Source organism: Anseongella ginsenosidimutans (assembly GCF_008033235.1).
Taxonomy (GTDB): Bacteria; Bacteroidota; Bacteroidia; order Sphingobacteriales; family Sphingobacteriaceae; genus Anseongella; species Anseongella ginsenosidimutans.
This window is the reverse complement of the sequence record NZ_CP042432.1, coordinates 2,395,147-2,421,300: the sequence shown is the minus strand read 5'-3', so window position 1 is coordinate 2,421,300 and position 26,154 is coordinate 2,395,147. Positions and strand designations below refer to the sequence as shown.

The window sequence follows — 26,154 nt, the reverse complement described above, 5'->3', positions numbered from 1 at the left end:
CGCTTTACTTCCAATCAAGGTTAATGTTTCCGGAACTGGCTCTTAACTCTACCGGTATTCCCCCTCCTCCCAGCTGGCCTTCTATGCGGTCTTCTTCTACTGTACCCTTGAAATCATTTAGTGTTCCTGTATTGATCTTGTTAGCCCGGAGGTCCAGGTTCATTCCTGTTCCGGAAGGTAATGACAGATCAATTCCGCCGGCGCTGGTGCTTAATTTTACGTAGTCCCCAAGTGCGATTAACTCGGCAACGACTCTTCCACCGCTGGTACTGGCATCCAGGCTCCCGGAAATCCCCTCAAGTTCGATGCTGCCGCCGGAGGTATGGGCAAGAAGAGTACCTTTAACACTGTTCCCGTCAATACTGCCCCCGCTGGTGGTAGCTTCTACTGCTCCTTCCAGCTGATCAAGACGGATAGAGCCGCCGGAAGTAGCCAGCGTGATGTTCCCACGGCAGTTTCCGGCTTCTATGCTGCCGCCCGATGTCCGCAGGTCAAGCAGATCGCCCGAATTAAAAACGTGGATACTTCCGCCGGAGGTTCTTCCGTTAATGGACCCGTTCAGTTTATCCAGGTGCAGGCTGCCCCCGCTGGTCGCAAAATCCTGATTCCCCGAAAGCCCCTTCAGATGAATGCTTCCGCCGCTTGTACGCAGGTGGCTGGAAATGGTTCCCGGAACATATATCTTGAAGGAAATACTAAGACTGTTTTTCCAGTTCAGGTTACTTTTAGACCGGGCCGCCGCAATCAGTTTCGAACCGCTGACCGAAACCTCCAGGTCGTAATCCTCCTCAAGGCGTTCTTTTATTTCTTCCTTGCTCAGACTGCGGCCGTTGCCGGAACGCACGTAAACCTCCACCTTACTTTGGCCGGCGTCACTGTCTTCTACGGTAATATTTCCGCCAGACGTAGTGACTTCCACATTTTTAATATTCTCGCTCGAAAGGGATTTTGTCAGGTACAGGTCCCTGCTGTCCTGAGCCTGCATGGCGGTTGCCAGGCAAACACTTAAAAAAAGTATGAAAAGAGTTCTCATAATGAGGGTTTATTTTAATATAAGTCTATTAGCTATAAGACACCTATTTTGTCCGGCACGTTGCACCCCCTGAAAAAAAAATCCCGGAAAGCTTTTCTCATTCCGACCGGAGGCTCTTCACCGGATTCATCAGCGCCGTCCTGATTGATTGGAAGCTCATGGTGAGCAGTCCAAATCCGCGGACATCCGGAATGCAAGAAAACTGCCAAAGGATTTTTCCCCTTTAAAAGGTTCTCTGCGCCTGGGAATGGCTGCTAACGTTCATTTTCGGACACGCTGCCCGTCCGCATCCGGACATATTCACTATCTTCATTATTTTAAGACGCGATCATGGCAAATAAAACAACAGCGACCGACGCAAATGTGCTTGACTTCATTCATTCATTCGCCGCTACAGAACAGAAGCAAAAAGATAGTTACGAATTGCTGCGGCTTATGCAGGAGGCCTCCGGGCATGAGCCAAGAATGTGGGGCCCATCCATCATCGGCTTTGGCAGTTACCATTACAAGTATGAAAGTGGTCACGAAGGTGACGCGCCCCTGGTAGGCTTTTCGCCAAGAAAGGCAGCGATATCCTTATACGTGTTTACCGGGCTTGAAGAACATAAGCACCTGCTCAGGGATTTAGGTAAGTTTAAAATGGGAAAAGCCTGTATTTATGTCAAAAAGCTTTCTGACATTCATCAGCCTGCGTTGGAAAAACTGGTTAACGCCACGGTAAGCTATCTGAACGAAAAATATAAAAACTGAACGACCACCATCGAAGAAGACGGCTTCAAGAAACGGGCAAAGCGTTCCTGGCGCCCGGGTTATGCAGTTTGGTTTTACTAAATATTTTATATGTTATGCATTAATTATTATATTTGCATGACACGACCAATCACAACTCGCCTTATGAATATGACCTACGAAGAAACCATTGCCCCGTTTAGATTTTTTCCTTCGCGCTTATGCGTTGAAGACGTCAATGAGCGTAATGAATATCATCAGCGGGACGACCGGTTATGGAAAGCGGCACTAGAAGACCTCTTCGAGGATTTTCTGCGTTTTTTCTTCCCTGCGGCCTGCGAAAGTTTTGACTTTGGCAGGGGATTCTCCTACCTGGACAAAGAATTTGACCAGCTTCTATCCCCTGAAGAATCGGATACCGGCGTGCGGCACGTAGATAAACTGGTAAAAGTGTATTTGAAAGACAATACTGAAAAATGTTTTCTGACCCATATTGAAGTGCAGGGGCAAAGAGGCCGGGAGGAATTTACGAAAAGAATGCACCGTTATTGGTACCGGGTAAAGGATAAATACAGGATACCGGTGACGTCGCTGGCTATACTTACGGATAATAATAAGAGTTTCCGCCCCGGAATTTATACGGAGGAGTGCCTGGGAACAAGCCTCATATATAAGTTTAACAGCTATAAAATATTGGACCAGGATGAAGAGATGTTAAGGGCCAATTCTAACCCTTTTGCCTTGATCATCCTCACGACACTCCTGTACATAAAAAATAAAAACCAGGGTGGGTACGAGCTTTTGAATATGAAGCGTGACTTGTTAAAGGAAATGCTTGGAAGGAATCTCGACAAGATAAGGCAGCGGGCAGTATTCAACTTTTTAAATCATTTCGTGCATTTCAGGGATGAGGAAATAAAATCGATTTTTGAACAGGATATAAAGGAATTAACAAAAAGGAATATCGCTATGGGAACTGAAGAATATTTACTGGATAAGGCCATGAGCCAGGGAATTGAAAAAGGAATCGAAAAAGGTGTCGAAAAAGGGCTCCGGCAGGGAAAGGAACGCTTCGTCAGAAACCTTATTCTGCAGCTGGACCTCAATGACCGGCAGGCCGCCGGGGTAGCCGAGGTTTCTGTCGAGTTTGTAAAACATGTGCGGCAGAGCCTCTTTAAAAGTAAGAAAGCTACCTCGATCAAGGAATGATCGCGATATTGCTTGCTGACTCAAGATACAGGAAATAACACTCGTGTTCTACCCAGGTGACCATGAACCAGCATACGCACACGCCGGCTGCCATGCTCAGCAGTGGAATAATTGCTAACTTGAAATAACTTTTCAGCATGAATTCCCGGTTTTAAATTTTTTTGGAGATAGCTTGAATTATTAATTATTACACTACCCGGGTTATACCTTACCGGAATTATTAAACGTGAAATTGTTCCCGGATATTTTCCGTGACAATCTTTCCGTCGAATAAATTGACGGTCCTGTGAGCAAAGCCCGCATCATAAGGCGAGTGGGTTACCATTACTAACGTAGTGCCGGCTTCATTCAGCTCGCTAAGGAGCTTCATCACCTCTTCTCCGTTAGCTGAATCAAGATTACCGGTGGGTTCGTCGGCAAGGATCAGGCGTGGCCGGGCTACAACGGCCCGGGCAATGGCGGTACGCTGCTGCTGGCCGCCGGAAAGCTGCTGGGGGAAATGATTACGCCGATGCATGATGCCCATGCGTTCGAGAGCGGCCTCTACCTTGATCTTACGTTCGGCGGAAGGCACCTTCAGATACAGGAGCGGCAGTTCCACGTTTTCAAAAACGGTAAGTTCATCGATAAGGTTAAAGCTTTGGAAAACGAAGCCTATATTTCCCTTGCGCAGGCGAACGCGATTGCGTTCGGATACCTTGGCTACTTCTTCGCCCCAAAAGTGGTATTCCCCGTCGGAAGGATTATCAAGAAGACCCAGGATATTCAACAATGTTGATTTCCCGCAGCCGGAAGGCCCCATGATAGCTACGAATTCTCCGTCTTGTATTTCCATGTCAATGCCGGCCAGCGCAGTGGTTTCCACCTCTTCTGTGGTGAAGGTCTTTTGCAGGTTCTTTGTAATGATCATATGGTTAATTCATTTGTAATACTTCCTTGTCTCCGAAATTATCATAGGATGAAGTTATCACTTTTTCCCCCGGCTGCAAGCCTTCCAGGACCTCGAAATACTCGGGGTTTTTCCGGCCGAGCGTAATGCTTCGTTTCACGGCACGGGTGCCATCTCCATCAAGGACATATACCCAGTTTCCGCCTGTATGGGAAAAGAAACCTCCGCTTGAAAGCAATACGGCTTCAGCGGATTTTCCAAGCCCAACCCGCACAGGCAGGGAGAGGCCGCGCCGGATTCCTTCGGGTGCGGCGCCGGCAAACTCCAGGTCAACTTCAAATCTGCCGTTAAGCACTTCAGGATATACCTTCCGGACTGTTAGCTCATGCGTTTTGCCGCCAAATTCAAAGGAAGCCTTCAACCCGGCAAAAAGGCGGGAAATATAATGTTCATCTATCTGGGCGCGTAGTTTATAACCGTCTATGACGTCTATCTGCCCAATATTTTCGCCGGCGCTGATACTGGACCCGACTTCCACGTCTATGGAAGAAAGAAGACCGGAAATAGGCGCCCTGATGATGAGGTTATCCAGGCTGGCTTTCATCAATTCCAGGTTCCGCTGGGTACGGTCAATGGTCCCTTCCAATTGCTTGATCTGCAACTCCGCGTTCTGTTCCTGGTATTTCTGGGACTCTACTTCAATACGGTTTTGTTCTTTTAACCGCTCGTAGTCGATCTTATATTTCAGGAACTCCTGCTCGGAGATCACCTGATCATCATAAAGGAGCTTATTCCTGTCGTACAGGTCTTTTGCCGCCTTCAGCTGGGCCTGCAGATCAGAAAGCGCACTTTCCAGCTGATACCGGTTTTGCCGGAGCTGAAGGCGCGTGCTTTGAAGTTCATTGATAAGGCGATAAATTTCTGTTTCGTGGTTTACGTAACTAAGGGTCAGATCCTGGTTTTCCAGGCGGAGAATAGAATCCCCTTTTTCCACCATCGTACCACCGTCCAGGTATTTTCCCACCACATAGCCTCCCTGCACCGCGTCCAGCCGTATTGTTTTCAAGGGCTGCACAACCGCTGTCACAACAATATATTCATCAAATATGCCCTTTTGCACAGTAGAAACAGTGATCTTCTCTCTTTCCACGTTCAGTTTAGAGCGGTGATCAGCGAACACGAGGCTGTACAAGAGTACAAAAACCAGCAAGGCGCCTCCTCCCATCATAAAAATGCGCTGTTTAGTCCAAAACTTTTTCTCTAACTTCCTATCCATGATCTTATCCGCTTGTGCAAGTGTGGCCGTTATTTTTGTTATTGCCACATCAGGGCCTGCTTTTCGCCGGCTCATCCATACAGCCAATCGCCGTGCCAGAACCCAAAACGGCTGTTGAACAGAATTTTTCAGTATTTTTATCCCTGAAAACGTTCGCTTACGGACACGCATTGTTCATTTCCGGACATTCCGGCAGCCGGAAATGCCCGCATATAACAGGGAGAAAGGAGTTTTAGCATAAGGAGCAATATTTGCTGCAGGAGGCTCAAAAACAAGGAGGGGCAAGAAGCCCCGGTACGATCATAAATTTATCCGGATGCCGCATACAGGAACTATTTTAATTATCGATGATGATTGGGACGTACTCAGGGCCGCCCAATTGCTTCTAAAAAGACATTTCGCCAAAGTTGAGGGGGAACGCAACCCGCAGCAGATACCTTACCTGCTTAACAATAACCAATACGATGTGATCCTGCTGGACATGAACTTCACCCGCGACCGCAGCAGCGGGAAAGAAGGATTTCTTTGGCTGGACCGCATTCTTGATCTTAATCCCCAGGCTGTGGTCATTCTTTTTACCGCCTATGGCGATGTGGAGATGGCGGTCAGGGCCATAAAAGCAGGAGCGGCGGATTTTGTCCTCAAACCCTGGGAGAACGATAAGCTGCTGGCTACTGTCCGGTCAGCCATGAAAGAATCAGTTCCTGAACCGAAAAAAGAGGAACCCGGGCCGGAAGACAAAAAAGATCTGCCGAGTCCTATAATCGGCGAGAGCCCCCTGATGCAAGCTTTGCTGGAAACGGCGGCAAAAATCGCGGGGACCGATGCGAATGTATTGATCCTGGGAGAAAACGGTACGGGGAAAGACCTGCTGGCCAGGTATATCCATCAGTTATCGGCAAGGAGCAACCAGCCTTTTGTACCGGCTGATATGGGAGCCATTCCCGAAACATTGTTTGAAAGTGAACTGTTCGGACATGTTAAAGGCGCCTTTACTGATGCACGGGCGGACCGCAAGGGACGATTTGAAGAAGCAGACAAAGGCACTATTTTCCTGGACGAAATCAGTAACCTGTCCCTGCCGGCGCAAGCTAAATTATTGAATGTACTGCAAAGCCGGGTGGTGGTACCTGTGGGCTCCAATAAACAGCGGTCGCTGAATGTACGGTTGATTTGCGCCAGCAACCGGGATTTGGAAAAAATGGTGGACGAGGGGAGCTTCCGGCAGGACCTGCTCTACAGGATCAACACGATTGAAATACAGCTTCCGCCTTTACGCGAGCGGCGGGAAGACATCGTACTCCTTGCGCAGCATTTCCTGGAGCAATACCGGGATAAATATAAGCGGGAAGTCCGCCGTCTCAGCGACTCCCTGGTGAGCCAGCTGATGCGCTACCCCTGGCCGGGAAACGTACGGGAATTGCAGCACGCAATCGAACGGGCGGTTATCCTGGCACAATCGGACCTTTTACAGCCGGAGCATGTGTTTAAAAAGAACAGTTCTTTCAGCAAAGACGCCGATACCGGTTTCAACCTGGAAGAAACCGAACGGGAACTGATCAGGAAAGCCCTTCGCGAATTTAACGGGAGCATTACCGAAGCAGCGCGTAAACTAGGGCTGAGCCGGGCCGCATTATACCGGAGAATAGAAAAATATGGCATTTGAGCGCTTCAGCATTTCTCTTTTCCTGCGAATACTGGGTATTGCAGCCGGGATAGGTTTGTTTTGCTGGGCGTTGATGCAGCGCCAGGTAAACGGTTCCTTCCGCCTGCTGCTTTTGATAATACCCTTTCTGTTAACTTTGTGGCAGTGCTACAGCCTTCACCATTATATTACCCGGGTGAACCGCAAACTGGCGCTTTTCCTGGAATCCATCCACTATTCCGATTTCTCCATTCGCTTTTCTTCCGATAATAAACTAGGCAAAAGTTTCCGGGATCTGAACCGGCAATTCAACCAGGTCCTCGAAGCTTTCCGGGAAGCCCGGGCCGAAAAAGAAGCGAACCTAAAATACATTGACACGATTGTCCAGCAAATTAATATCGGGGTATTGTCGTTTGACAGCAGCGGCAAGGTAGAACTTATCAACCCTGCCGCATTCCGGCTGCTGGGGATCTACCGGCTCAGGAATATCGCCGAACTGGAAAATTCACATGACGGGCTGGCCAATTTGTTCTGGCGCCTCCCCTCCGGAAGCAAATCCCTTTATCCTATGTCCCAGAACCTTCAGCTTTCGGTCAGCGCCACAGGACTGCGCCTTCAGGGAAAACTGATCAAACTGGTATCTCTCCAAAATATTCATTCCGAACTTCAGGATAAGGAGCTGGAAGCCTGGCAAAACCTGGCGCGCATCCTCCGTCATGAGATCATGAATTCCATTACCCCTATCGTTTCGCTTATAGGCACCATGAAGGAAATCGTTGAAAATGACCTTCAAACTTATCGACTTCCAGAAAACGCAACGGCGGATCTCCGGGAAGCCCTGCAAACCGTAGAAAACAGGAGCCGGGGCATCATGAACTTTGTAAATGCCTACCGGGACTATACCAGCCTGCCTAAACCGCATTTTTCAACCATTCGCGTAAAGGACATCATTCACTCGGTCACCCAGTTAATGGATCCCGACCTGAAACAGGAAGGCATTCAGCTCAGAAGCAAGGTGCAGCCCGGCGACCTGGAGATCACGGCCGACGGCGAACAGCTGCATATGGTGCTTATTAACCTGATCAAAAACGCCCGGGATGCTCTTTTGGAAACTCCGGATGGCGTCATTTCGCTGAAAGCTTTCCGTAACCAGCAGCAGGTGATCCTTGAAATAAGCGATAACGGCCCCGGAATTGAAGCCGAAGCCATGGAAAATATATTTATCCCGTTTTTCACTACGAAAAAGAAGGGCTCAGGAATCGGGCTCAGTCTTTCCAGGCAGATCATCCAATTGCACGGAGGGCAGTTACGGGCGCATTCCGTCGCGGATAAAGGAAGTACATTCTCTATTATACTTGAACAGTGAAATAATGCCTCTCAAATGTACCTGGTAAAAACACCATACCTGTTAAAAAAGCTTTACCCCACTTCGCTCATCTGGAATATGCCGCGGGATGAAAAGGTGGTCTACCTTACCTTTGATGACGGCCCCATCCCAGGGGTAACTCCCTGGGTGCTGGAAACTCTGAAACAATATGAAGCGAAAGCCACCTTTTTTTGTATTGGTGACAACGTCAGAAAGCATTCCGAAATTTACCGGGAAGTATTGGAGGAAGGCCATGCTGTGGGCAACCATACCTTTAACCACCTGAAGGGCTGGAAAACTCCCGACCAGGTTTACCTGGAAAACATCGGCAAATGCGCCGGATTCGTAAAATCAAACCTGTTCCGCCCACCCTACGGCCGCATTAAACGCAGCCAGATCAAGGAACTGCGGCAAGCAGCCCTCATTCCGCCCCCGGGCGGCAATATTGCCGCCCCGTTTCCGGCGAACATCATTATGTGGGACGTCCTCAGCGGCGACTTCGACCCCGGGCTTTCTCCTGAAAAATGCCTCAAAAACGTGTTAGCATATGCCGAAAACGGTTCCATCGTCGTATTTCACGATAGTATAAAAGCAGAAAAAAGACTGCGGTTTGCGCTCCCGCGGGCCCTTGCCCATTGGAAAGAGAAAGGGATACAGCTAAAGAAATTAAAGTTTTGATTTTTTTTCTATCTTAGTTTTTCAATCATAAGAAACATGGACGAGATAAACCTAACTAACCAGGCACCTGATAATCCCACACCTCCGCCCGCCCGCCCAAAAAACTGGCTGGTGGAGTCCATCCTGGTCACGGTGCTTTGCTGTCTTCCATTTGGGATCGTGGGGATCATTTATGCGGCTGGCGTTAACAGCAAGTACGATGCAGGAAATTACCCTGACGCGCTTGAAAGTTCCCGTCAGGCGGGTAAATGGACGAAGATCGGGTTTTTCGTAGGCATTGCCGGTATTGTCCTCTATGTGCTGTTTTTCGTTATTCTCGGATTCGGAGCCATGTGGAGTCAATTTTAAAAATAGCCCTCCCTAAACGCTGGGCAAAGCTGCTATTTGGCGCCGGCGCGGTAATCGCGTTAGGCCTCTATTTCGCTTTCGACCCTTCCATGGCCGGCTTTTTCCCTCCCTGTCCCGTTAAAAAGTTCACAGGACTGGAATGCCCTGGCTGCGGTTCCCAAAGAGCCCTTCATGCACTGCTGCACCTGCATTTTGCGGATGCATTTCGCTTTAATCCCCTGGCGTTTACTGCAATTCTTTTCCTGGTATATGACCGCCTGGCCGGGAAAGGCCCCCTGCGGCATCCCCATGCGCCCTGGATAGTCCTGGTCATCGTGATTCTCTACTGGATGCTCCGCAACGTTTCCTTTTACCCGTTTTAATTATAAACCTGCGGCCGCCTCCATAAGCCCCTCTTGCCTGCCATACAGGTTTCAGCTTACCCGCGCGGGCGAACTTCGATTTTCAGGGCGGGCGCGAAGCGGCCGGGATCCTGAAAATCGGCCTGAGCGAGCCCGGGCAAGCCAAAACAAACCCGGTGCTTTCCCGTTATCAATTTAGAAATCTTCCAAATAAGTGAAAAAATGCTTTCAGTAGGGCCTTAAATCCAATTTTTTGATAAATTCGCAACCCAAATAGAGCAATAATAAAATTACTGTAAAATGGCCTTTGACATAGCGATGATTAAAAAGGTATACGAGGAACTTCCCGGCAGGATTGCCGCGGCCAGGAACCTGGTAAACCGACCCCTGACCCTTACTGAAAAGATCCTTTACGCACACCTTTCCGATGAGTTACCCGGCGAAGCGTTTGCAAGGGGCAACTCCTATGTCAATTTCGCTCCCGACCGCGTTGCTATGCAGGACGCTACCGCGCAAATGGCGCTGCTTCAGTTCATGCAGGCCGGCAAGCCGCGGGTGGCCGTACCTTCTACGGTGCATTGCGATCACCTGATCCAGGCTAAAACAGGGGCGCAGGAAGACCTTAACAGGGCCATTGATACCAACAGGGAAGTTTATGATTTCCTTTCTTCGGTTTCCCGGAAATACGGGATCGGATTCTGGAAACCGGGCGGCGGCATCATTCACCAGGTTGTCCTGGAGAATTATGCTTTCCCTGGCGGAATGATGATCGGGACGGACTCCCATACTCCCAACGCGGGAGGCCTGGGCATGGTGGCCATTGGTGTTGGCGGAGCAGACGCCTGCGACGTGATGGCAGGAATGCCCTGGGAACTTAAATTCCCCAGGCTGATCGGCATTAAGCTCACCGGGAAAATGAACGGATGGACTTCCGCCAAAGACGTGATCCTGAAAGTGGCCGGCATTCTCACCGTAAAGGGTGGAACCGGCGCTATTATAGAATATTTCGGAGAAGGCGCAGAATCGCTTTCCGCTACCGGGAAAGGCACCATTTGCAATATGGGCGCGGAAGTAGGCGCCACTACCTCTATTTTCAGCTACGATTCACGTATGGCCGATTACCTGCGCGCCACCGACCGGGCAGACATTGCTTCCCTGGCTGAAGGCATTGCGGAACACCTGACCGGCGATCCCGAGGTATATGCCAATCCGGAAAATTATTTCGACCAGGTGATTGAGATCGACCTTTCGGAATTGGAACCGCATGTCAACGGGCCTTTTACCCCGGATCTTGCCTGGCCTATTTCCAAGCTAGCCCAGGTAGTCAAAGAACATAACTGGCCTGCAAAGCTGGAAGTCGGGCTGATTGGTTCCTGCACCAATTCTTCCTATGAAGATATCAGCCGCGCTGCATCCGTAGCAAAACAGGCCGTAAGTAAAAACCTGAAGGTAAGGTCCGAATATACCGTCACTCCTGGCTCCGAAATGGTGCGTTATACCGTTGACCGGGATGGATTCCTCGATATCTTCAAGGAAATGGGCGGCGTAGTACTGGCCAATGCCTGCGGCCCCTGCATCGGGCAGTGGGCGCGCCACTCAGACGACCCCGATCGCAAGAATTCAATCATTACCTCCTTTAACAGGAATTTTGCCAAAAGGAATGACGGCAATCCGAATACCCACGCTTTCGTAGCTTCCCCTGAAATTGTAACCGCCCTGGCCATTGCCGGCGACCTCACTTTCAATCCAATTACGGATACCCTCGTAAATGAGAATGGAGAACAGGTGAAACTCGACGAGCCGCAGGGCATCGAATTTCCGGCGAAAGGATTCGCGGTGGAAGACAACGGTTACGTGGCGCCTGCCGCCGATGGCAGCGGCCAGGAAGTGGCAGTAAAGCCTGATTCCGACCGTCTGCAGTTACTGGAAGGCTTTAAGCCATGGAAAGGCACGGATCTCAACGGGTTGAAGCTGCTGATCAAGGCAAAAGGCAAATGTACTACGGACCATATTTCTATGGCTGGCCCCTGGTTGAAATATCGCGGGCACCTGGATAATATTTCCAACAATATGCTCATAGGAGCCATTAACTTCTTCAACGAAAAGTCCGACAGCGTAAAAAATCAGCTGACCGGTGAATACGGCCCCGTGCCGGCCGTGCAGCGGGCTTATAAAGCAGCAGGCGTGGGAACGGTAGTAGTTGGCGATGAAAATTACGGCGAAGGCTCTTCCCGTGAACATGCTGCCATGGAACCCCGCCATCTTGGCGTACTGGCGATCCTTGTAAAGTCTTTCGCCCGCATTCACGAGACCAACCTGAAAAAACAGGGTATGCTGGCCATTACGTTCAGCGACCCTGCCGATTATGACAAAGTTCAGGAAGATGATACCATTGATATTACCGGCCTTACTGACTTCGCTCCCAACAAGCAGCTGACCGTGATATTGAATCACCGCGACGGCAGCAAGGACGAGTTTCCTGTAAATCATACATATAATGAGCAGCAGATCGAATGGTTCAAGGCAGGCTCTGCGTTGAACCTGATCAAGCAGAAGCAATAATAGCAGGAATTAACCGGCGCTCATGAGGATCAAACTGATACAGGCCGGCAAAACCGAAGAAAAATTCCTCCGGGAAGGAGTCGAACTGTTTGAAAAGCGGCTGAAGCATTATATCTCTTTTCAAACCCTGACACTTCCCGCTCTGAAAAATACCCGTAATCTCACGGAACAGCAGCAAAAAGAAAAGGAAGGAACTGCCCTGCTGGATAGTTTTCAGCCTAATGACCGGATAGTTTTACTGGACGAAAAAGGAAAGCATTTTTCTTCGGAAGAATTTGCCGCTTACCTGAACGCAGCCATGAATAAGAGCGTACAGCAATTGGTCTTTGTAATCGGCGGGCCTTATGGTTTTTCACCGGCCGTTTATGAAAAGGCTCACGAACAGATCAGCCTCTCCAAAATGACCTTTTCCCATCAAATGATCCGCTTGTTTTTTACCGAACAACTGTACCGGGCATTCACCATTCTCAGGAACGAACCTTATCATCACGGGTAAATCCTCCTTCAAAGCTGCCTGCCCGTCAGGCAGAGAACGATATCAGGGAGAGGCAGGAGAAATGCCTGAGCAAGAATGCTGGAACTGTATGAATCAGTTAAAACCGGTAATAAACAGAATAAGTGAACCCGAAAACAGGCTTTTTTTCCGTCCGGCCGTAACCGGGAACCCTGATAGGTACCACTTCCCGCTTTGTTACCCCGCCGGCTACCAGGAATCCGGCCCGGATGGTCCAGCCAAGGAAGAGGTTTTCAGAGATCTCCGCCTTTACACCCAGGAGCAGCTCCGCCCAATGGCCCTGTAAGGTAGTTTTGGGAACGCTGGTGAGGAGGTCGCCCCAGTATTTCTCTGTAAGCAGTACGCTGTCCGCCTGCAGGCTGAAAGAACTGAATCCATATCGGATGCCAACAAAGGCCATTTCCCCGGATAAGGGCTGCCTTCGTTTCATAAAATTATAGTCAACGCCCAGGCGGGTGAACATGCCTTTCGTGGTATAATTATAACGTACTTCATCCAGCTCCAGCTGCTGCCATCCGGCTTCCAGAACGGCGAAATAGTTTTTCTTTACTTCGTAATCAAGAGAGAACTCCGCTCCCTGGGGTTGGTTGTTCACAAAAGAAAGAATGGGCTTCAGCAAATCAATGCCCACCCGCAGGCCGCTCCGCTCCCAGGGAATGGTATCTATGCGGCGAGGCTTGGGCGGCTCACTGGTCCCTGCGGTATCCGCCGGTACGGTAGCCGTCGTATCCTGCGCGGAAAGCCCTCCGCAGAACAGGAGCAAGCTAAAAATACAGCTTAATATTTTCCTCATTCGACGTAGTTACCGAGGGTTCAACGATACTGATATTCCTGACGGCGTTTTCTGTAATGGTTGCATCCCTGATGGTAAACCAGGTGACAAAACCACAGCCTTTTGAAATATAGCGGAGCTGCCGGTCAAAAGTAAGCGTAAGCGTATCGCTTTGGGTTGGAAATTCCATTACGAATTGGCAGGAATCGCCTTCAAGCGGCAGCGGAAGCGTAACTAAAGAAACCGAAGCCCCTTCGAACAGGATGCTGTCTTCCCTTCCAATGCCATAGATCCCTTCCAGATCCAGGGTAATGACAGTATCCTTTGGAATACTGTCGGTGGTACGGGAATAAAACTTTAACTGGATAGCCGTCCGCGTACTGGTATCACAGGCGCTCTCCTCGCAGGCGCTAAGCAGCAAGCAGAAAAGAACGGCTCCCAGGCCTGTATATTTAAACGCGGGTATCACTCGGTTCCATCCTCGTCTTGTTCTGCTTCCGGCGCTTCTTCTTTTTCCTCCCACAAGGGCAGACTGGATAAGATCCCGTACCAGCTCACGATCTTTTTTATATCCGAAACATATACCCGATCCTTGTCGTGATCAGGAGATATTTTCTCAAAATAATCCTTGAGGGCCTTATTATCCGCTTTGGGTTCGGGAACAGGCAGCTCTTTCGCCCGGGCTCCCATCTTTTCAAAAATATCCCGCAAACGAATGTCGTCTTCCAAACCGAAGATGGTTATTTCCGTTAACGCGGCAATCCGTGTATTAGGGTTGATTAATAGCTTATTCCTGGCCTCATCCAGCGTTTCGAGAATGAATCCTGATTTATTCTGACCGATCACCTTATACAAGCCCGGCTTACCCGTTACGGACACAATTCCTTTCAGATTCATGCTTCCTCCTCTATGATCTCTATAGAAAGTATTTTATCGCCTTGTTTGATCTGGTCAATTACCTCCAGGTTTGCCTCCACTTTTCCAAAACAAGTATGGTTGCGGTCAAGGTGTGCGGTATTGTTCCGGCTGTGGCAGATAAAGAACTGCGAGCCCCCGGTATCCCTTCCGCGATGTGCCATGGAAAGTACGCCCCTGTCATGGTACTGGTTGTCGCCGTCCAGCTCACACTTGATGGAATAGCCCGGGCCGCCTGCCCCCGTTCCGGTCGGATCTCCTCCCTGGATAACAAAGTCGGGGATCACGCGGTGAAAAGTGGTTCCGTCATAGTATCCCGAACGTGCAAGCTTCAGGAAATTTTCAACGGTACCCGGTGCGTCCTTATCATAAAATATTACCGGCAAATCGCCTTTTTCCGTTTTGATGATTCCTTTGGTCATTTTTTACTGTTAAGACGGCTAAATTACAAAAAGCTCCCGGTTTTCCGTAATGGCCACGGACTCCGCCGGAACATAACAATCATGTTACGGAATGTCTTCTGTTAAACCTTTTCCGGCTGCGGCCTTCCAAGAAGCAAACCAAAGATCAATAGTGTGCGTTTGAAAATTTACTTTTCCCTGTTCCCGTTTTTAGTATTACTGCTTTCCGCCGGCCAAACCTCGGGCCAGTCTGCCAGCGTCAGCGGCCTCGTAGCCGATAGCGCGGACCAGCTTCCCCTCAGAGGCGCTCATGTGAAATTGGCTACCCCACAGGATTCTACCGTGCAGGAAACTATCCTGAACGATAAAGGCAACTTTCTATTCCGGAATATCCCTGGCGGAGATTATCACCTCACCATACAATTCCTCGGGTATGCTACCCACAGCAGTCAATTGACGGTAAAAGAAGGCCAGGAATACCAGGCAGGCACGATCCTGATGGGTGTCAACGCCACCGAACTCGGGCTTATAGAGGTGCTGGGAAAACCCGTACCGGTTCAGATCAAAGGCGACACCACGGAATTCAACGCGGCCGCCTACACCACTCCACCCTATTCCGATGCGGAAGAATTGATCAAGAAGCTGCCAGGAGTGGAAGTAGGCGCCGACGGAAGCGTAAAAGCGCAGGGCGAAGAGATCCGGAAGGTACTGGTGGATGGGAAGGAGTTCTTCGGCAATGACCCGCAGATAGCCATGAAGAACCTGCCGGCCGATATTATTGACAAGATCCAGATCATTGACGACCAGAGCGAACAGGCCAAATTCACCGGTTTTGACGACGGCAACAGGATCAAAACCATGAATATTGTCACCCGGCCCGATAAAAGAGTAGGGCAATTCGGAAGGATGAACGCCTCCCTGGGCAACCAGGACCGGTATAGCGCAGGCGGAAATTATAATTACCGGAACGGAGGTAATCGTTATACCGTGATCGGGATGACCAATAACGTAAACCAGCAAAACTTTGCCAACCAGGATCTGCTGGGTGTTATGGGCGGAGGCGGGGGAAGAGGAAGAAGGAACAACGATTTCTATATTGGCAGCAGGAATGGAAATACGGTTACCAACGCCCTTGGCGTGGACTTTAATGGCGAATGGCTGGAGGACACGGATATCAGCGGCAGTTATTTTTACAACTCCGCCAGCAATAACCTGGACCAGTTCACCAACCGGGAATACATACTCGGAAAAAACACCAACCAGCTAAACCAGCGGGAATCCGGATCGGAAAGCCGAAATTTCAATCACCGGGTAAACCTGCAGGTGGAGTATGAAATAGATTCGATGAATTCCATTTCCCTGCGGCCCAACCTGTCCTTCCAGGATCATAACAGCCACCGGACAAGCTACAGCGAAACCATGCTCAGCACCGGTGAAGCGCTTAACAATTCAAGGAGCAATAACTTTTCAGACAATTCAGGATACCGGTTTGACGGCGGGATGACGTTCAGGCATCGCTTTCAAAAACGGGGACGTACCATTTCCATGAATATTGATGCTTCTTCCAATACGAACAGGTCACTCTCCAACAACAACTCGCTTAACCTTTTTTATAAGAACGGAGTGGAAAACCGGCTCGATACTATTGACCAGCTTGGAAACTCCGAATCGGGCGGATGGGGCTTCACTTCCCGCATTTCCTATACCGAGCCGCTGGGCGAGTACAGTCGCCTGCGAACCAACTATAGCCTCCGCAATACTGAAAGCAGTTCGGAACGGGAAATTTATGACTACCTGGTTGCTACCGGGCAATATGAATTGCTGAACACGGACCTTTCGAACGAATTCCTCAACGACTATATGTATCACCGGGCAGGGCTCGCCTATCAGTACAGCAAAGAAAAATTTTCGGTTGATTTTGGGATGGAGTACCAGCACGCGCATATAGAGAACAGGCAAGTGTTTCCGGAGGTCTTTGATGCCGGAAGGTCTTTTAGCAGTATCCTGCCGGAAGCCTCCCTGTCCTACGAATTTGCGGAACGGCAGCGCCTTCGCCTCTCCTACCGCACGGATACCGATGCCCCGTCCATCTCACAGCTGCAGAATGTAATTGACAATAGTAATCCCCTGAATATCCGGAGCGGGAACCCCGATCTGAAGCAGGCCTTCGCCCATAACTTTTCCTTACGGTATAATTCCTTCGACCGGGAAACAGAGCAGCATTTCTTCGCTTCCTTTTCCGCCGATTTCAGCAATAACCGGATCGTAAATTCCACCTTCATTGCGAGCGGGGACACCACTATCGACGGCCATATCGTTCTCGGAAAAGGCGCCCGTTTCAGTCGTCCGGAGAACATTAACGGCTTTTATGCCTTGCGCTCCCATGCCAGTTATGGAAAACCTATTGAAGCCCTGAAGCTGAACGTGAACCTCAATACCGGCCTCAGTCACACGCATGACGTAGGCTTCCTGAACCGGGAAAGTACCTGGTCCAATTCCTACGGGATCAACCAGGGAGTATCCCTCCACAGTAATATCAGCGAAAACATCAATTTCGGCGCTGCCACCAATATCAACTTCAATATCACACGCAATGACCGGCAGGCGGAACTTGACCGCAATTATTTCTCACAGAACGTTTCCGTTTACGGAACCTATATTTTCTGGAAAGGGCTGCGCGTTTCCACTAATTTCAATTATAATTATAACAAAGGCTACGCCGACGGCTACGATGAACGCTTCCTGCTTTGGAATGCCTCTGTTGGTAAAAGTTTCCTGAAAAAAGAAAACGCGGAGATCCGGCTTTCGGCCTATGACCTCTTAAATAACAATACGAATATCAGCCGCAACGTGACCGAACGCTACATAGAGGACAGCAGGAGCAACACGCTGCAGCAGTATTTCCTGCTCAGCATTAACTACCACCTGCGCAGCTTCGGAAGCGGCGGGGAAGGTTTCCGGCGGGGCGGACCGGGCGGCCGCGGGGGAAGACGTTCGTTTTAAACTTCGGGCAAAAAATTGCCGCTGACAGGGCGCCGGGACAATGACCGGAACGGGAAAAACGCAGGAAGCCGCTTGCGGGCCGCAGCGGCAAACGCCGGCAGGATTGTTCCAGGGATGGCTGGAGCAGGGATATAAGGAAGGGGAACGCAGAAAGCCGCTTACGGGCCGCAGCGGCAAACGCCGGCAGGATTGTTCCCGTCCGGCACATAACGTGCGTCAGCTTTGCAGTAATCTGGCAACTCTTGCTTTAGTACCGGCATTATCCAGGCCGAAGACAGCTTCCTGGATCTTATCGTAATCACTTCTATTGTAGGTGAACACGATGTTTTTGCCGGATAAATAGCTGATGGAATCGCAAATGGATGTCAGTGATTCCAGTATATGAGAAGTGATCAAAATGATCTTTCCGGCATGGCGCAGTTTATCCAGGATCACTTTCATGATCTGGACGGTTTCCATATCCACTCCGTTAAAAGGTTCATCAAGGATCATTACAGGCCGGTCAAATGACATAATTCCCAGGAAGGCCAGCTTCTTTTTCATGCCGGAGGAATAGGTATCTGTCAGCCGGTTCAATGGTAAAACAAAAAGTTCGTTCCAGCCCCGGAAATCAAAACCGGGATTTACATGGGCAAATAAATTCAAATACTCCTTCCCCGTAATTTTCGGATAGAAGAAATTTTCCGTTTCCAGGTAGGCGATCGCGTCTCTTTTGAGGGGAGAACCGTTTAGCAGAATGGTTCCTTGCTGAAAGACGACCGTCCCGTACAGACAATTAAACAAAGAAGTTTTACCGGAACCGTTCCCTCCTACCAAACCATGCAGGGATCCTTCTTTCGCATCCAGGCACAGCCCTTCCAGGATGGTTTTCTTTCCATCATAGGATAAAGACAAGTTTTCAATCTTCAGCATAAAAATAATTATCCAGGTTCTTTCTTGCTTTCCGGTAATAGAAGGGTAACATAATAAAAGGCAAAGGCGCAAGGTAGACGATTACAAAGCAAGCCACACTGCTTCCTACAAGGATCTTATTAGCCAGCATGTCCGTTTCGGGAACGTAAAACGCATATTTGAGGCATATCCCAAGTAACAGGATCATACAGCAGGCAAGAAGCAGCGCAGCCAGAAGATACCAATACTGGTAATGAAATAGTAAAAAGGCCAGTAGCAGCGGACTCAGGCAAACAAGCAGGACGTTAAGATAAGTACTGACTTTATATCGCAGCAATTCGCTCCCCGAACGGAATGTTTCCAGCATTACGCGCGGTTCGTTCATGGAAGTTGAAAAGGTGAATATAAGCGTGATCGAAAGCATAGCAAGGGCAGGGATAGCCGGCTGCCTGCTGAATATTAACCCGGCCGGCAGGATCAGCAGGAACAGGAACCAGTTCTCCCTGAAACAGCTTCGCAATTCGAATGCCCTGGCTGGGAAAAGACCGGCCATAGCGCCGGCCCCACCCGCCCTTTTTAATCTGAACTGAATGAAGGGAACCCCGAAAATAGCAGGAAGTAAAACAGCCAGGCTGGCAATATTTCCGGAATACAAATAGTAACAACAGCAAGGCAGGGAGATCAGGGCGTACTCAATGGCCATCGCCCGGTATCCCCTTCGTCCGAAAACAGTCGTTAAAAACCGGCGGTCTTTCCGCGAGATATGGATCAACAGGAGGGTAAGCGCCGCGAAGGCGCCTCCGGCTACCGTATCCGTAAAATAGACTTTCCCTGCAGGCATCACGAGGTAAAAGCAACAAGAAATGAGGATAACGGCCCTTATGATCCCCAATTCTTTCAGAAATCGCGCCGCCTGTAAAAAACGAATTAGTAGTAGTGACAGGAAAAAGCTCCGTATTCTCCCTTCCATCGCAGCAAGTTAAGGAATTTCGTAACTTTATCTCCATGAAAAGTTTCCTGGTTTTTTGCGTCTCCTTATTGCTGCTGGTAAAAACAGCAGTTGCATCCTCCATTCTTATTTACATGGACGAGACCCAGAAAAACCATTTAAAGGCCTATGGCATTGCCTACTGGACACTGGGAAAAGAACAGCCGGTTGACTGGCTCCTGAATTACCGCGGCGGCAGCTTTTTAACGGCTTACAGCCAGCAGCTTGAAAATGAATGCAAGATCCGCGGTGTGAGTTATGAGGTGGTACCGGACGCAAAGGTTTCAGCCATTTTGGGAGAAATAGCAGATCCCCAATCCAATACCGACCTTGTACGTTTAGAAAAGGCGCCAAAAATGGCGGTCTACTCCCCCAAGAACAAACAGCCCTGGGACGATGCCGTAACGCTGGTGCTAACGTATGCGGAAATTCCCTACGATATAATTTACGATAAGGACGTACTCGAGGGAAAGCTTCCGGCTTATGACTGGCTGCACCTGCACCACGAAGATTTTACCGGGCAATACGGGCGATTCTGGGCAAACTTCCGGAATGCGCCCTGGTACCAGTCGGACGTACGCTCAAATGAGGAACTGGCAGCTGAAATGGGCTATGACAAGGTTTCCCAGCTTAAGCTCGCAGTGGCGAAAAACATCCGGGATTTCACGGCCGGGGGCGGGTTTCTGTTTGCCATGTGTTCAGGTACCGACAGTTTTGATATCGCATTGGCCGCCGAAGGGGTTGACATTTGCGAAGCCATGTTTGACGGCGATCCGGCCGATCCGGCGGCGCAGCAGAAGCTGGATTTTTCCAGGACTTTCGCCTTCCTGGATTTTACCCTGGACGCCAACCCCTATAATTATGAATTCGCCAATATTGACGTTTCTCCGATGAGGCCCGTCAACGAGCAGAACGATGTATTCGTATTATTTGACTTTTCGGCGAAATGGGATGTGGTACCCAGCATGCTTACGCAATGCCATCAAAAAGTGATCAGGGGTTTTATGGGGCAAACCACGGCGTTCAGGAAAGAGATCATTAAGCCCGATGTCCTGATCATGGGAGAGAACAAAGCCCTGAACGAAGCCAGGTATATTCATGGTGAATACGGAAAAGGTACCTGGACTTTTTATTCCGGGCATGACCCGGAGGACTATCAGCACATGGTAGGCGACCCGCCTACTGATCTGAATCTCCATCCCAACTCCCCCGGCTACCGGCTTATCCTCAATAATGTACTCTTTCCGGCGGCAAGAAAGAAAAAACAGAAAACCTGAGATCCCTGATACGACCTGAGCTTCAGGGAGCAGGAAAACTGATCAGGGAGTCGAATCCTTTCTTCAGGGAGCAGGAGGAAGCTGACCCCTTCCCCACTGCTGGTTCGGTTCCGGGCCCATCTCCAGTACCAGGCTTCCGCCCTTCAGCAATTCACGGGCATCGAACCAGAAGTTTTGCAGCGGCTTTCCATTGAGCGTAGCTTTCTGCACATACTTATTCTTCCTGGAACTATTCCGGGCCTCAATCGTAAAGGTTCGCCCCCTTCCGTAACGTTCTCCAAGGTCAATCACCGTCTTTTCAAAGAGCGGGCTTCCAATTTCATAAATCGGATTTGCGCGGGCGCCTCCGTCTATTTGGAAAAGCCCTAATGCGTTCATTACAAACCAGGCGCTCATTTGTCCCTGGTCTTCATCGCCCAGGTAGGCATTAGAAACACCGTAGCCATAATACCTGTCGGCAATAGCCCGGCTCCATTTCTGGCTGAGCCAGGGCTTTTCCACCCAGTTGAACAGGTAGGCGAAATGCATGGACTGCTGGTTGCCCTGTACTACCGGGTAATCCCAGTATTGGTCATTGGGCCCGTTGAAACGCCATTTATAGCTTTCCTCAAAACCCCATTCAAGGCGCTCTGTAAAATCATCTTTCCCGATCATACCTGCGAGGCCGGGGACGTCCTGCGGCACAAAGAAAGTAAGCTGCCAGGCATTTCCTTCCACATAATGATGATTGGCGCCTGATTTAAAGGGATCGAAGTCAGGCAGCCATTCTCCCGCGGCATCCCTCATTCTCGCATAGCCGGTTTCCGGGTCAATCGCGTTGCGCCACCAGGTCCCCCGGTCCCTGAATTCATTCCAGGCGCTGTCCTTGCCCAGGGCCTTTGCGAATTGTGAAACGGCCCAGTCGTCAAAACTATATTCGAGCGAATTCGAAAAACGCCCTTCGTCATAGGGTACATAATGATGCTCCAGGTAAGTGACCAGGTCAAGGTTCCCGGCCAGGCCGCCGCCCACCCATTCAGGGGGAGTGGTCTGCATTTTATATACCGCTTTAAATGCCTTTTCTACGTCAAAGTCGCGGATCCCCATCTGGTAGGCCGCCACAATTAAGGGAATTTCATGTTCGGCTACCATTACGGGGATATATTCCATCCCGGCCGGGCCTTTGGCCAGCCATCCACCGGTATCATACATCGCCAGCTGGGACTTCACCCATTTCTCCGACCATTCCGGGGTGACCAGGTTCCAGAACTGGTTAAGATTCCAGAACGTATTCCAGAAAGCATCGCAGCCTAAAGCCACGTCCGCGGGATCCTTAAATTGCCGAACCTGTTCGCCGGCGTCCACCCAGCGTCCGTCAACATCACTGAAAATATTCCTGCTGGCCAGTGAACGGTACATATTCGTATAAAAACGCATTTTTTCCCGGCGGTCGGCGGAAAAGATCTGCAGTCTGGAAAGCAGTTCATTCCAGGTGTTCTCCTGGTTCCCGCGGACAGCGTTAAAATCCCAGCCGAAGGGCCTGGAAATTTCTGTTTCCAGGTTAAGGGCAGCATTTTCAATACTCACATAAGAGATAGCGGAGCGCATTTGCACACTGCGGTTGTCGCGGACGTCAAATTCCACATACATTCCGGCGTTCTCCGCGCTATCCGACTGCAGCGCGGTAACGGGCTTTACTTTTCCATCCAGCCAAGCCCCTGCATTGATGACCGGGCGGTCAAACTCGATCACGAAGTGAACAATATAATCCTGGTTCACGCCTCCGGACCATACGCCTTTGGAAAGCTGATGGCTGTACCCCTCTATCCGCCGGTCGCCAACCAGGTTCATCCGGAAATCCCTGATCTGGTAACCGTATTCGGCGGGTACCAGCAGGTCAATCATGATGCGCCCGGTATCCCCCTGGTGATAAGTATAACGCTGGAAACCCGCTCTGGTAGTGGCCGTCAGCTCCGCCGTAATATCGTAATCGCTCAGCCGGACCTGATAGTAACCGAGCGGAGCTGCTTCCGTACTTTTATCAATTCGCGAGCGATAACCGCTCTCCGGATCGTTCTGGTTACCCATCCTTATCTGCAGCGGCCCGTTTACGGGAAACGTTCCCAGTCCTGCCATCGTCCATTCGTGAATATGGCTAAAGGTGCCAATGGACTCGAAGGTAGGGTCATAGCCTGCCTGCCAGCCGCCATCCTGATTATCCGGGCTTAGCTTTACCATGCTGAAAGGCATCCAGGGCCCGGGGGCGATCATCCAGCGGGAATGGCCCGTTCCCATCAGGGTGTTTACATAGCCGGCCGGGCCCGCCACGCGGGCGGGAAAGCGTTTAACGCTGCCCTTTTTTGCCAGCTTACCGTTAATAAACAAGGAATACCTGCTCGTCCTCTCCTGCTGCACCGCCGGCATAGGCGCTTCCAGGACATAAGCGCCGCGTTCTGCCGTCTGGTCCAGGATCGGTTTTCCGTCCAGCTCCAACCTTATCGAAGGCGTCCCGCTCAGGTGTAAGATATCCAGCAGCAATGGCTGAAAAAGGCCATTTTCTTTTTTTATTTCGTAGGAAGCGCTTTTAACCTCGCGGACCAGCACCTCCGCTGCATCAAGTAGTGAACTGCCAGTGGAGCTTTCCAGTTTCACCTGGTCAAACGCGAGCCATCCGCCCTCCAGGGTGGTGATCGTTATTTCGTTAAACCCTTCCCTGATCAGGCTGTCCGGAAGTTCAATAGCGAACAACTGCTCATGCTCATTGCTGAATTCCCCGTCGGGATTTTCCATTCCGCTCCCCTTTTCCATCCTGCGTTTCCAGGCGGCGCCGTTGACCGTTATTTTAACAAGAGGTGGATGCAGGGGATCCGTATCCAATACATCAAGTACAAAACGCCAGTCCCCCGCGGTACCTTTTTCTCCAACTTCGAAATAAATATTCAGGAAATGGGAACGGATGCCGGCAGTCGGCCCGGTCCCTCCCCAGGCGCTGGCCGGCCCTGGCAGTACATAGGGAAAATCTTCTTCCCCGGCCGAATATCCCGCCAGGAAAAACCCGTCTTCGAAGCCGAAATCATGTTCAATAAAACGCCCGTAAGCGTTCCCCTCCAGGGCCATTCCCCGGGTAGATCCGTCATTTTCCCCGATCTTCCACAGCGCAGGGGCTTGTGCGAATCCATCCGTTACAACAAACAGCAGGTACGTGGCTAAAGTAAGAATTCTCATATGTATGAACATTTGAACAAAACAAATGTACTATTCTCAGGCGGGAGTAGCAAGCCTGAACTTACGGCACAAGGCCTTGGCCGGTTTTACACCGGAGGGCTTAGACCTGGTTTCACGCTTAACCTGACGCCAGCGTTACGATCACGAATGTGGGCAAATACTAATCGTAAAATCGCCAGCTTATCCCAAACTTAAGCGTACGGTTGGGCATGGGATATCGCTTAACCGTATAATAACCTCTTTCGGGAAAGCCCTGGTTGGCATGGTCAAATTTCACCAGGAAGCGCGTGCGCCGGAGATCCGCGGTAAGGAAAAGATCCACAATAGGATAATCGCCAATGGTCTTTGCATTATCATCCACGAAAAAACGGCCAAGTTCGGGAGCATAGCTATAGGCCTCGGTTTCCGTAAAATAACGCACGTCAACACCCAGCTGGAAATCCAGCACCCCGAACAACTTATTCCGGTAAAAAAGGCTTCCGTACGCGTAAGCTTCCGGGGTAAGGAGGATATTGCGATAATTGCTATACTGGTATACAAGGTGGCCGGAAAAAACAAAATTCTTTAAAAAGTTCAGGTCTTTCTCGAGGGTTACCTTCAGGATATCCATTTCGCCAGTAAACTGGTAAGGGACGACGTAGTTATCACGGCCCCTGAAAAAGGTATAATTGCTGATCAGCGAATATTCTCCCGACAGCCCCAGCTTCAGCTTATCGTGATAATAAGAAAAGCTGAGCTGGCTCAGGTTAATTCTTTCATAGTCCTGTTCCCAGCGATGATAGCTGGAATAATAATTCTCGAACATGAATTCCGGCCGCTTGCGCTGGTAAAGGCCACCCAGGCGTATTTCCCCGATGTTTTCGCTGATAAATAATCGGGCGTCGGCCGAAAGCGTTACATCGCCGTCATAAGGCCCCAGGAAAACCCGTTCCCCGTTAAATATAATTCCCAGTTTCTCGGAAAGCTGGTAGCCGGCCTGGCCTTTAAGTGATAATACATTAAAGGTGGTATCAATAGGCCCCTGGGCATAGCTCACCAGCCGGTGCTTAATACCGGCCTGGAGAATCGCCGCCTTCGAGAATGCCCTTTGTTTCTGCCCTGTTCGCCCGAAAACGGACAGGGTGAATTCGTTCTCAATATTCCTGTAATGGATGGAATCCAGCGGATTTGGCTCGCTGTTATAGATGAAATAATAATAGCTGGGATTACCCGATTTATCCTGGTAGGTATAACTCCTGTTTTCCAAGTAGATGGAATGGGAAACCCGCTGGTGGGGATATACTTTTTCCGCATAGGTTTTGCCAGTATCTATCCTATCCACCCGGCCGATATTGTAATATTGCTTCAGGTAGATGGCTGTTCCTCTCCAGCGCGTGCGGGCATCTTCCAGGAAAACCCGTTCCTGAAGGATCTGGTCCTCGTTGGAGGGGATCTCAAAAATGCTGTCATTGACAAGCCCGCCGTTCTCGGGAGCCCGGAGATCAGTATATACAATATTCCCGATCAGGTTATAGCGAAGGTTCTCCGACTGGTACCAGGTAAAGGCGGCCAGGTTGAGGTGATTGGTATTCTGATTAGGATAATATCCTTCCGAGCCGATCTTACGGTACTCCACTCCCGCATTCAACCGGGGCTTTATATTCTGGGTATGAATAAACCGGAAGATCTGTTCGGGCCGTCCCCCGCTTACGTAGTATAATTCCGTATAAGGCGAACGCGTCCGGTAATAATCCAGCTTCGACTTATCGTACTGGTAAATATCCAGCGCCCGCTGCCCGGTTCTGAAGCCGATCCCTTTATCGAAATCAGTAAGAAGATTGCGCGCTGCCAGCCCCAGGTTTCCCAGGTTTACGTAATAATCATCGTTCCGGTAAAATTCGCTGTAGTTCTGGAACTTATTGATAGATGTATCAATGGGATGGGTTACCAGGCTATCCGAATTCATGCTGCGCTCGTTTATAAGCGTCACCGTAAGCGGGGAATAAATGCGCAGGGTATCATTGCCGGGAGTTCCCGATTCCCTCCTTCCCGGCGTGTCCGTTGTATCGGGTTGCTGGGCAAGTGCTGCAAAAGGCAGCAGCAGAATGATAAATAGCAGTTTTATCCTGAACAA

Annotated in this window: 23 protein-coding genes; 11 read left to right on the top strand and 12 right to left on the bottom strand. The window is 50.0% G+C overall.

Features of this window, described 5'->3' with window-relative positions; translation table 11 throughout:
• Positions 1 to 4 precede the first annotated feature (4 nt).
• Complete coding sequence (locus FRZ59_RS10015; RefSeq protein WP_132129573.1) at positions 5 to 1,033, bottom strand: DUF4097 family beta strand repeat-containing protein; 1,029 nt, start codon at positions 1,031 to 1,033, stop codon at positions 5 to 7.
• 330 nt (positions 1,034 to 1,363) lie between these two features.
• Between FRZ59_RS10015 and FRZ59_RS10010 the strand changes: the two genes are divergently transcribed.
• Both FRZ59_RS10010 and FRZ59_RS10005 read left to right on the top strand, forming a co-directional pair.
• Positions 1,364 to 1,783 (top strand): DUF1801 domain-containing protein, encoded by a 420-nt coding sequence (locus tag FRZ59_RS10010; RefSeq protein WP_132129572.1) that lies wholly within the window; start codon positions 1,364 to 1,366, stop codon positions 1,781 to 1,783.
• Positions 1,784 to 1,927: 144 nt separating this feature from the next.
• Positions 1,928 to 2,971, top strand: coding sequence for an RpnC/YadD family protein (locus FRZ59_RS10005; RefSeq protein ID WP_132129571.1), 1,044 nt, complete (start codon positions 1,928 to 1,930; stop codon positions 2,969 to 2,971).
• Here FRZ59_RS10005 and FRZ59_RS18515 read toward each other — a convergent pair.
• From FRZ59_RS18515 to FRZ59_RS09995, 3 genes are all read right to left on the bottom strand, one after another.
• Positions 2,961 to 3,110, bottom strand: a complete 150-nt coding sequence (locus tag FRZ59_RS18515) for a hypothetical protein (RefSeq protein WP_158640598.1) — start codon at positions 3,108 to 3,110, stop codon at positions 2,961 to 2,963. The genes FRZ59_RS10005 and FRZ59_RS18515 overlap by 11 nt on opposite strands.
• 81 nt (positions 3,111 to 3,191) lie before the next feature.
• Complete coding sequence (locus FRZ59_RS10000) at positions 3,192 to 3,881, bottom strand: ABC transporter ATP-binding protein (protein ID WP_132129570.1); 690 nt, start codon at positions 3,879 to 3,881, stop codon at positions 3,192 to 3,194.
• Positions 3,882 to 3,885: 4 nt separating this feature from the next.
• Positions 3,886 to 5,184 carry an efflux RND transporter periplasmic adaptor subunit gene (locus FRZ59_RS09995; RefSeq protein WP_225975016.1) on the bottom strand — a complete coding sequence of 433 codons (1,299 nt, stop codon included), beginning with the start codon at positions 5,182 to 5,184 and terminating at the stop codon, positions 3,886 to 3,888.
• 268 nt (positions 5,185 to 5,452) lie between these two features.
• Here FRZ59_RS09995 and FRZ59_RS09990 point away from each other — a divergent pair, with 268 nt between their 5' ends.
• The 7 genes from FRZ59_RS09990 to rlmH all read left to right on the top strand — a co-directional run bounded on the left by FRZ59_RS09990 (position 5,453) and on the right by rlmH (position 12,572).
• Positions 5,453 to 6,802 (top strand): sigma-54-dependent transcriptional regulator, encoded by a 1,350-nt coding sequence (locus tag FRZ59_RS09990; protein ID WP_132129568.1) that lies wholly within the window; start codon positions 5,453 to 5,455, stop codon positions 6,800 to 6,802.
• Positions 6,792 to 8,147: a sensor histidine kinase gene (locus FRZ59_RS09985; protein WP_132129567.1), complete on the top strand. Its 1,356-nt coding sequence runs from the start codon at positions 6,792 to 6,794 to the stop codon at positions 8,145 to 8,147. The genes FRZ59_RS09990 and FRZ59_RS09985 overlap by 11 nt, the downstream gene beginning before the upstream one ends.
• A 15-nt stretch (positions 8,148 to 8,162) precedes the next feature.
• Positions 8,163 to 8,825 (top strand): polysaccharide deacetylase family protein, encoded by a 663-nt coding sequence (locus FRZ59_RS09980; RefSeq protein ID WP_132129566.1) that lies wholly within the window; start codon positions 8,163 to 8,165, stop codon positions 8,823 to 8,825.
• A 36-nt stretch (positions 8,826 to 8,861) separates the two neighbouring features.
• Complete coding sequence (locus FRZ59_RS09975) at positions 8,862 to 9,173, top strand: CD225/dispanin family protein (RefSeq protein ID WP_132129565.1); 312 nt, start codon at positions 8,862 to 8,864, stop codon at positions 9,171 to 9,173.
• Positions 9,158 to 9,535: a DUF2752 domain-containing protein gene (locus tag FRZ59_RS09970; protein WP_158640597.1), complete on the top strand. Its 378-nt coding sequence runs from the start codon at positions 9,158 to 9,160 to the stop codon at positions 9,533 to 9,535. The genes FRZ59_RS09975 and FRZ59_RS09970 overlap by 16 nt, the downstream gene beginning before the upstream one ends.
• A 279-nt stretch (positions 9,536 to 9,814) precedes the next feature.
• On the top strand, positions 9,815 to 12,076 hold the full coding sequence (locus FRZ59_RS09965) for an aconitate hydratase (RefSeq protein ID WP_132129563.1): 2,262 nt from the start codon (positions 9,815 to 9,817) through the stop codon (positions 12,074 to 12,076).
• 22 nt (positions 12,077 to 12,098) lie between these two features.
• Positions 12,099 to 12,572, top strand: coding sequence for a 23S rRNA (pseudouridine(1915)-N(3))-methyltransferase RlmH (gene rlmH, locus FRZ59_RS09960; RefSeq protein ID WP_132129562.1), 474 nt, complete (start codon positions 12,099 to 12,101; stop codon positions 12,570 to 12,572).
• A 97-nt stretch (positions 12,573 to 12,669) separates the two neighbouring features.
• Here the strand turns inward: rlmH and FRZ59_RS09955 are convergent, their stop codons facing one another.
• Genes FRZ59_RS09955 through FRZ59_RS09940 form a run of 4 tightly spaced genes read right to left on the bottom strand, consistent with a single transcriptional unit; the run spans position 12,670 to position 14,699 of the window.
• A complete protein-coding gene (locus FRZ59_RS09955; protein ID WP_132129561.1) occupies positions 12,670 to 13,383 on the bottom strand; it encodes a DUF6048 family protein in 714 nt (237 codons plus the stop codon).
• Positions 13,355 to 13,831, bottom strand: a complete 477-nt coding sequence (locus FRZ59_RS09950; protein ID WP_132129560.1) for a DUF6452 family protein — start codon at positions 13,829 to 13,831, stop codon at positions 13,355 to 13,357. Before FRZ59_RS09950 ends, FRZ59_RS09955 begins: the two co-directional genes overlap by 29 nt.
• Positions 13,828 to 14,259 carry a DUF5606 family protein gene (locus tag FRZ59_RS09945; protein WP_132129559.1) on the bottom strand — a complete coding sequence of 144 codons (432 nt, stop codon included), beginning with the start codon at positions 14,257 to 14,259 and terminating at the stop codon, positions 13,828 to 13,830. Before FRZ59_RS09945 ends, FRZ59_RS09950 begins: the two co-directional genes overlap by 4 nt.
• Entirely contained in the window at positions 14,256 to 14,699 is a 444-nt protein-coding gene (locus tag FRZ59_RS09940) for a peptidylprolyl isomerase (protein WP_132129558.1), read from the bottom strand. The genes FRZ59_RS09945 and FRZ59_RS09940 overlap by 4 nt, the downstream gene beginning before the upstream one ends.
• 159 nt (positions 14,700 to 14,858) lie before the next feature.
• Between FRZ59_RS09940 and FRZ59_RS09935 the strand changes: the two genes are divergently transcribed.
• A complete protein-coding gene (locus tag FRZ59_RS09935) occupies positions 14,859 to 17,681 on the top strand; it encodes a TonB-dependent receptor (RefSeq protein WP_132129557.1) in 2,823 nt (940 codons plus the stop codon).
• Positions 17,682 to 17,897: 216 nt separating this feature from the next.
• On the opposite strand, the gene FRZ59_RS09930 is transcribed toward FRZ59_RS09935, so the two are convergent.
• Both FRZ59_RS09930 and FRZ59_RS09925 read right to left on the bottom strand, forming a co-directional pair.
• The gene (locus tag FRZ59_RS09930; protein WP_132129556.1) at positions 17,898 to 18,593 is read right to left on the bottom strand and encodes an ATP-binding cassette domain-containing protein; all 696 of its coding nucleotides are present in this window, start codon (positions 18,591 to 18,593) and stop codon (positions 17,898 to 17,900) included.
• On the bottom strand, positions 18,580 to 19,542 hold the full coding sequence (locus FRZ59_RS09925) for a hypothetical protein (RefSeq protein ID WP_132129555.1): 963 nt from the start codon (positions 19,540 to 19,542) through the stop codon (positions 18,580 to 18,582). Before FRZ59_RS09925 ends, FRZ59_RS09930 begins: the two co-directional genes overlap by 14 nt.
• A gap of 35 nt (positions 19,543 to 19,577) precedes the next feature.
• Here FRZ59_RS09925 and FRZ59_RS09920 point away from each other — a divergent pair, with 35 nt between their 5' ends.
• Positions 19,578 to 20,837: an asparagine synthetase B gene (locus FRZ59_RS09920; RefSeq protein WP_132129554.1), complete on the top strand. Its 1,260-nt coding sequence runs from the start codon at positions 19,578 to 19,580 to the stop codon at positions 20,835 to 20,837.
• 63 nt (positions 20,838 to 20,900) lie between these two features.
• On the opposite strand, the gene FRZ59_RS09915 is transcribed toward FRZ59_RS09920, so the two are convergent.
• Complete coding sequence (locus FRZ59_RS09915) at positions 20,901 to 24,041, bottom strand: GH92 family glycosyl hydrolase (RefSeq protein WP_132129553.1); 3,141 nt, start codon at positions 24,039 to 24,041, stop codon at positions 20,901 to 20,903.
• A gap of 160 nt (positions 24,042 to 24,201) precedes the next feature.
• A complete protein-coding gene (locus tag FRZ59_RS09910; RefSeq protein ID WP_132129552.1) occupies positions 24,202 to 26,154 on the bottom strand; it encodes a putative porin in 1,953 nt (650 codons plus the stop codon).

Coding starts and splice junctions, on each gene's coding strand:
- FRZ59_RS10015 (WP_132129573.1), bottom strand. CDS start 1,033: ATGAGAACTCTTTTCATACTTTTTTTAAGTGTTTGCCTGGCAACCGCC.
- FRZ59_RS10010 (WP_132129572.1), top strand. CDS start 1,364: ATGGCAAATAAAACAACAGCGACCGACGCAAATGTGCTTGACTTCATT.
- FRZ59_RS10005 (WP_132129571.1), top strand. CDS start 1,928: ATGAATATGACCTACGAAGAAACCATTGCCCCGTTTAGATTTTTTCCT.
- FRZ59_RS18515 (WP_158640598.1), bottom strand. CDS start 3,110: ATGCTGAAAAGTTATTTCAAGTTAGCAATTATTCCACTGCTGAGCATG.
- FRZ59_RS10000 (WP_132129570.1), bottom strand. CDS start 3,881: ATGATCATTACAAAGAACCTGCAAAAGACCTTCACCACAGAAGAGGTG.
- FRZ59_RS09990 (WP_132129568.1), top strand. CDS start 5,453: ATGCCGCATACAGGAACTATTTTAATTATCGATGATGATTGGGACGTA.
- FRZ59_RS09985 (WP_132129567.1), top strand. CDS start 6,792: ATGGCATTTGAGCGCTTCAGCATTTCTCTTTTCCTGCGAATACTGGGT.
- FRZ59_RS09980 (WP_132129566.1), top strand. CDS start 8,163: ATGTACCTGGTAAAAACACCATACCTGTTAAAAAAGCTTTACCCCACT.
- FRZ59_RS09975 (WP_132129565.1), top strand. CDS start 8,862: ATGGACGAGATAAACCTAACTAACCAGGCACCTGATAATCCCACACCT.
- FRZ59_RS09965 (WP_132129563.1), top strand. CDS start 9,815: ATGGCCTTTGACATAGCGATGATTAAAAAGGTATACGAGGAACTTCCC.
- rlmH (WP_132129562.1), top strand. CDS start 12,099: ATGAGGATCAAACTGATACAGGCCGGCAAAACCGAAGAAAAATTCCTC.
- FRZ59_RS09955 (WP_132129561.1), bottom strand. CDS start 13,383: ATGAGGAAAATATTAAGCTGTATTTTTAGCTTGCTCCTGTTCTGCGGA.
- FRZ59_RS09945 (WP_132129559.1), bottom strand. CDS start 14,259: ATGAATCTGAAAGGAATTGTGTCCGTAACGGGTAAGCCGGGCTTGTAT.
- FRZ59_RS09940 (WP_132129558.1), bottom strand. CDS start 14,699: ATGACCAAAGGAATCATCAAAACGGAAAAAGGCGATTTGCCGGTAATA.
- FRZ59_RS09930 (WP_132129556.1), bottom strand. CDS start 18,593: ATGCTGAAGATTGAAAACTTGTCTTTATCCTATGATGGAAAGAAAACC.
- FRZ59_RS09925 (WP_132129555.1), bottom strand. CDS start 19,542: ATGGAAGGGAGAATACGGAGCTTTTTCCTGTCACTACTACTAATTCGT.
- FRZ59_RS09920 (WP_132129554.1), top strand. CDS start 19,578: ATGAAAAGTTTCCTGGTTTTTTGCGTCTCCTTATTGCTGCTGGTAAAA.
- FRZ59_RS09915 (WP_132129553.1), bottom strand. CDS start 24,041: ATGAGAATTCTTACTTTAGCCACGTACCTGCTGTTTGTTGTAACGGAT.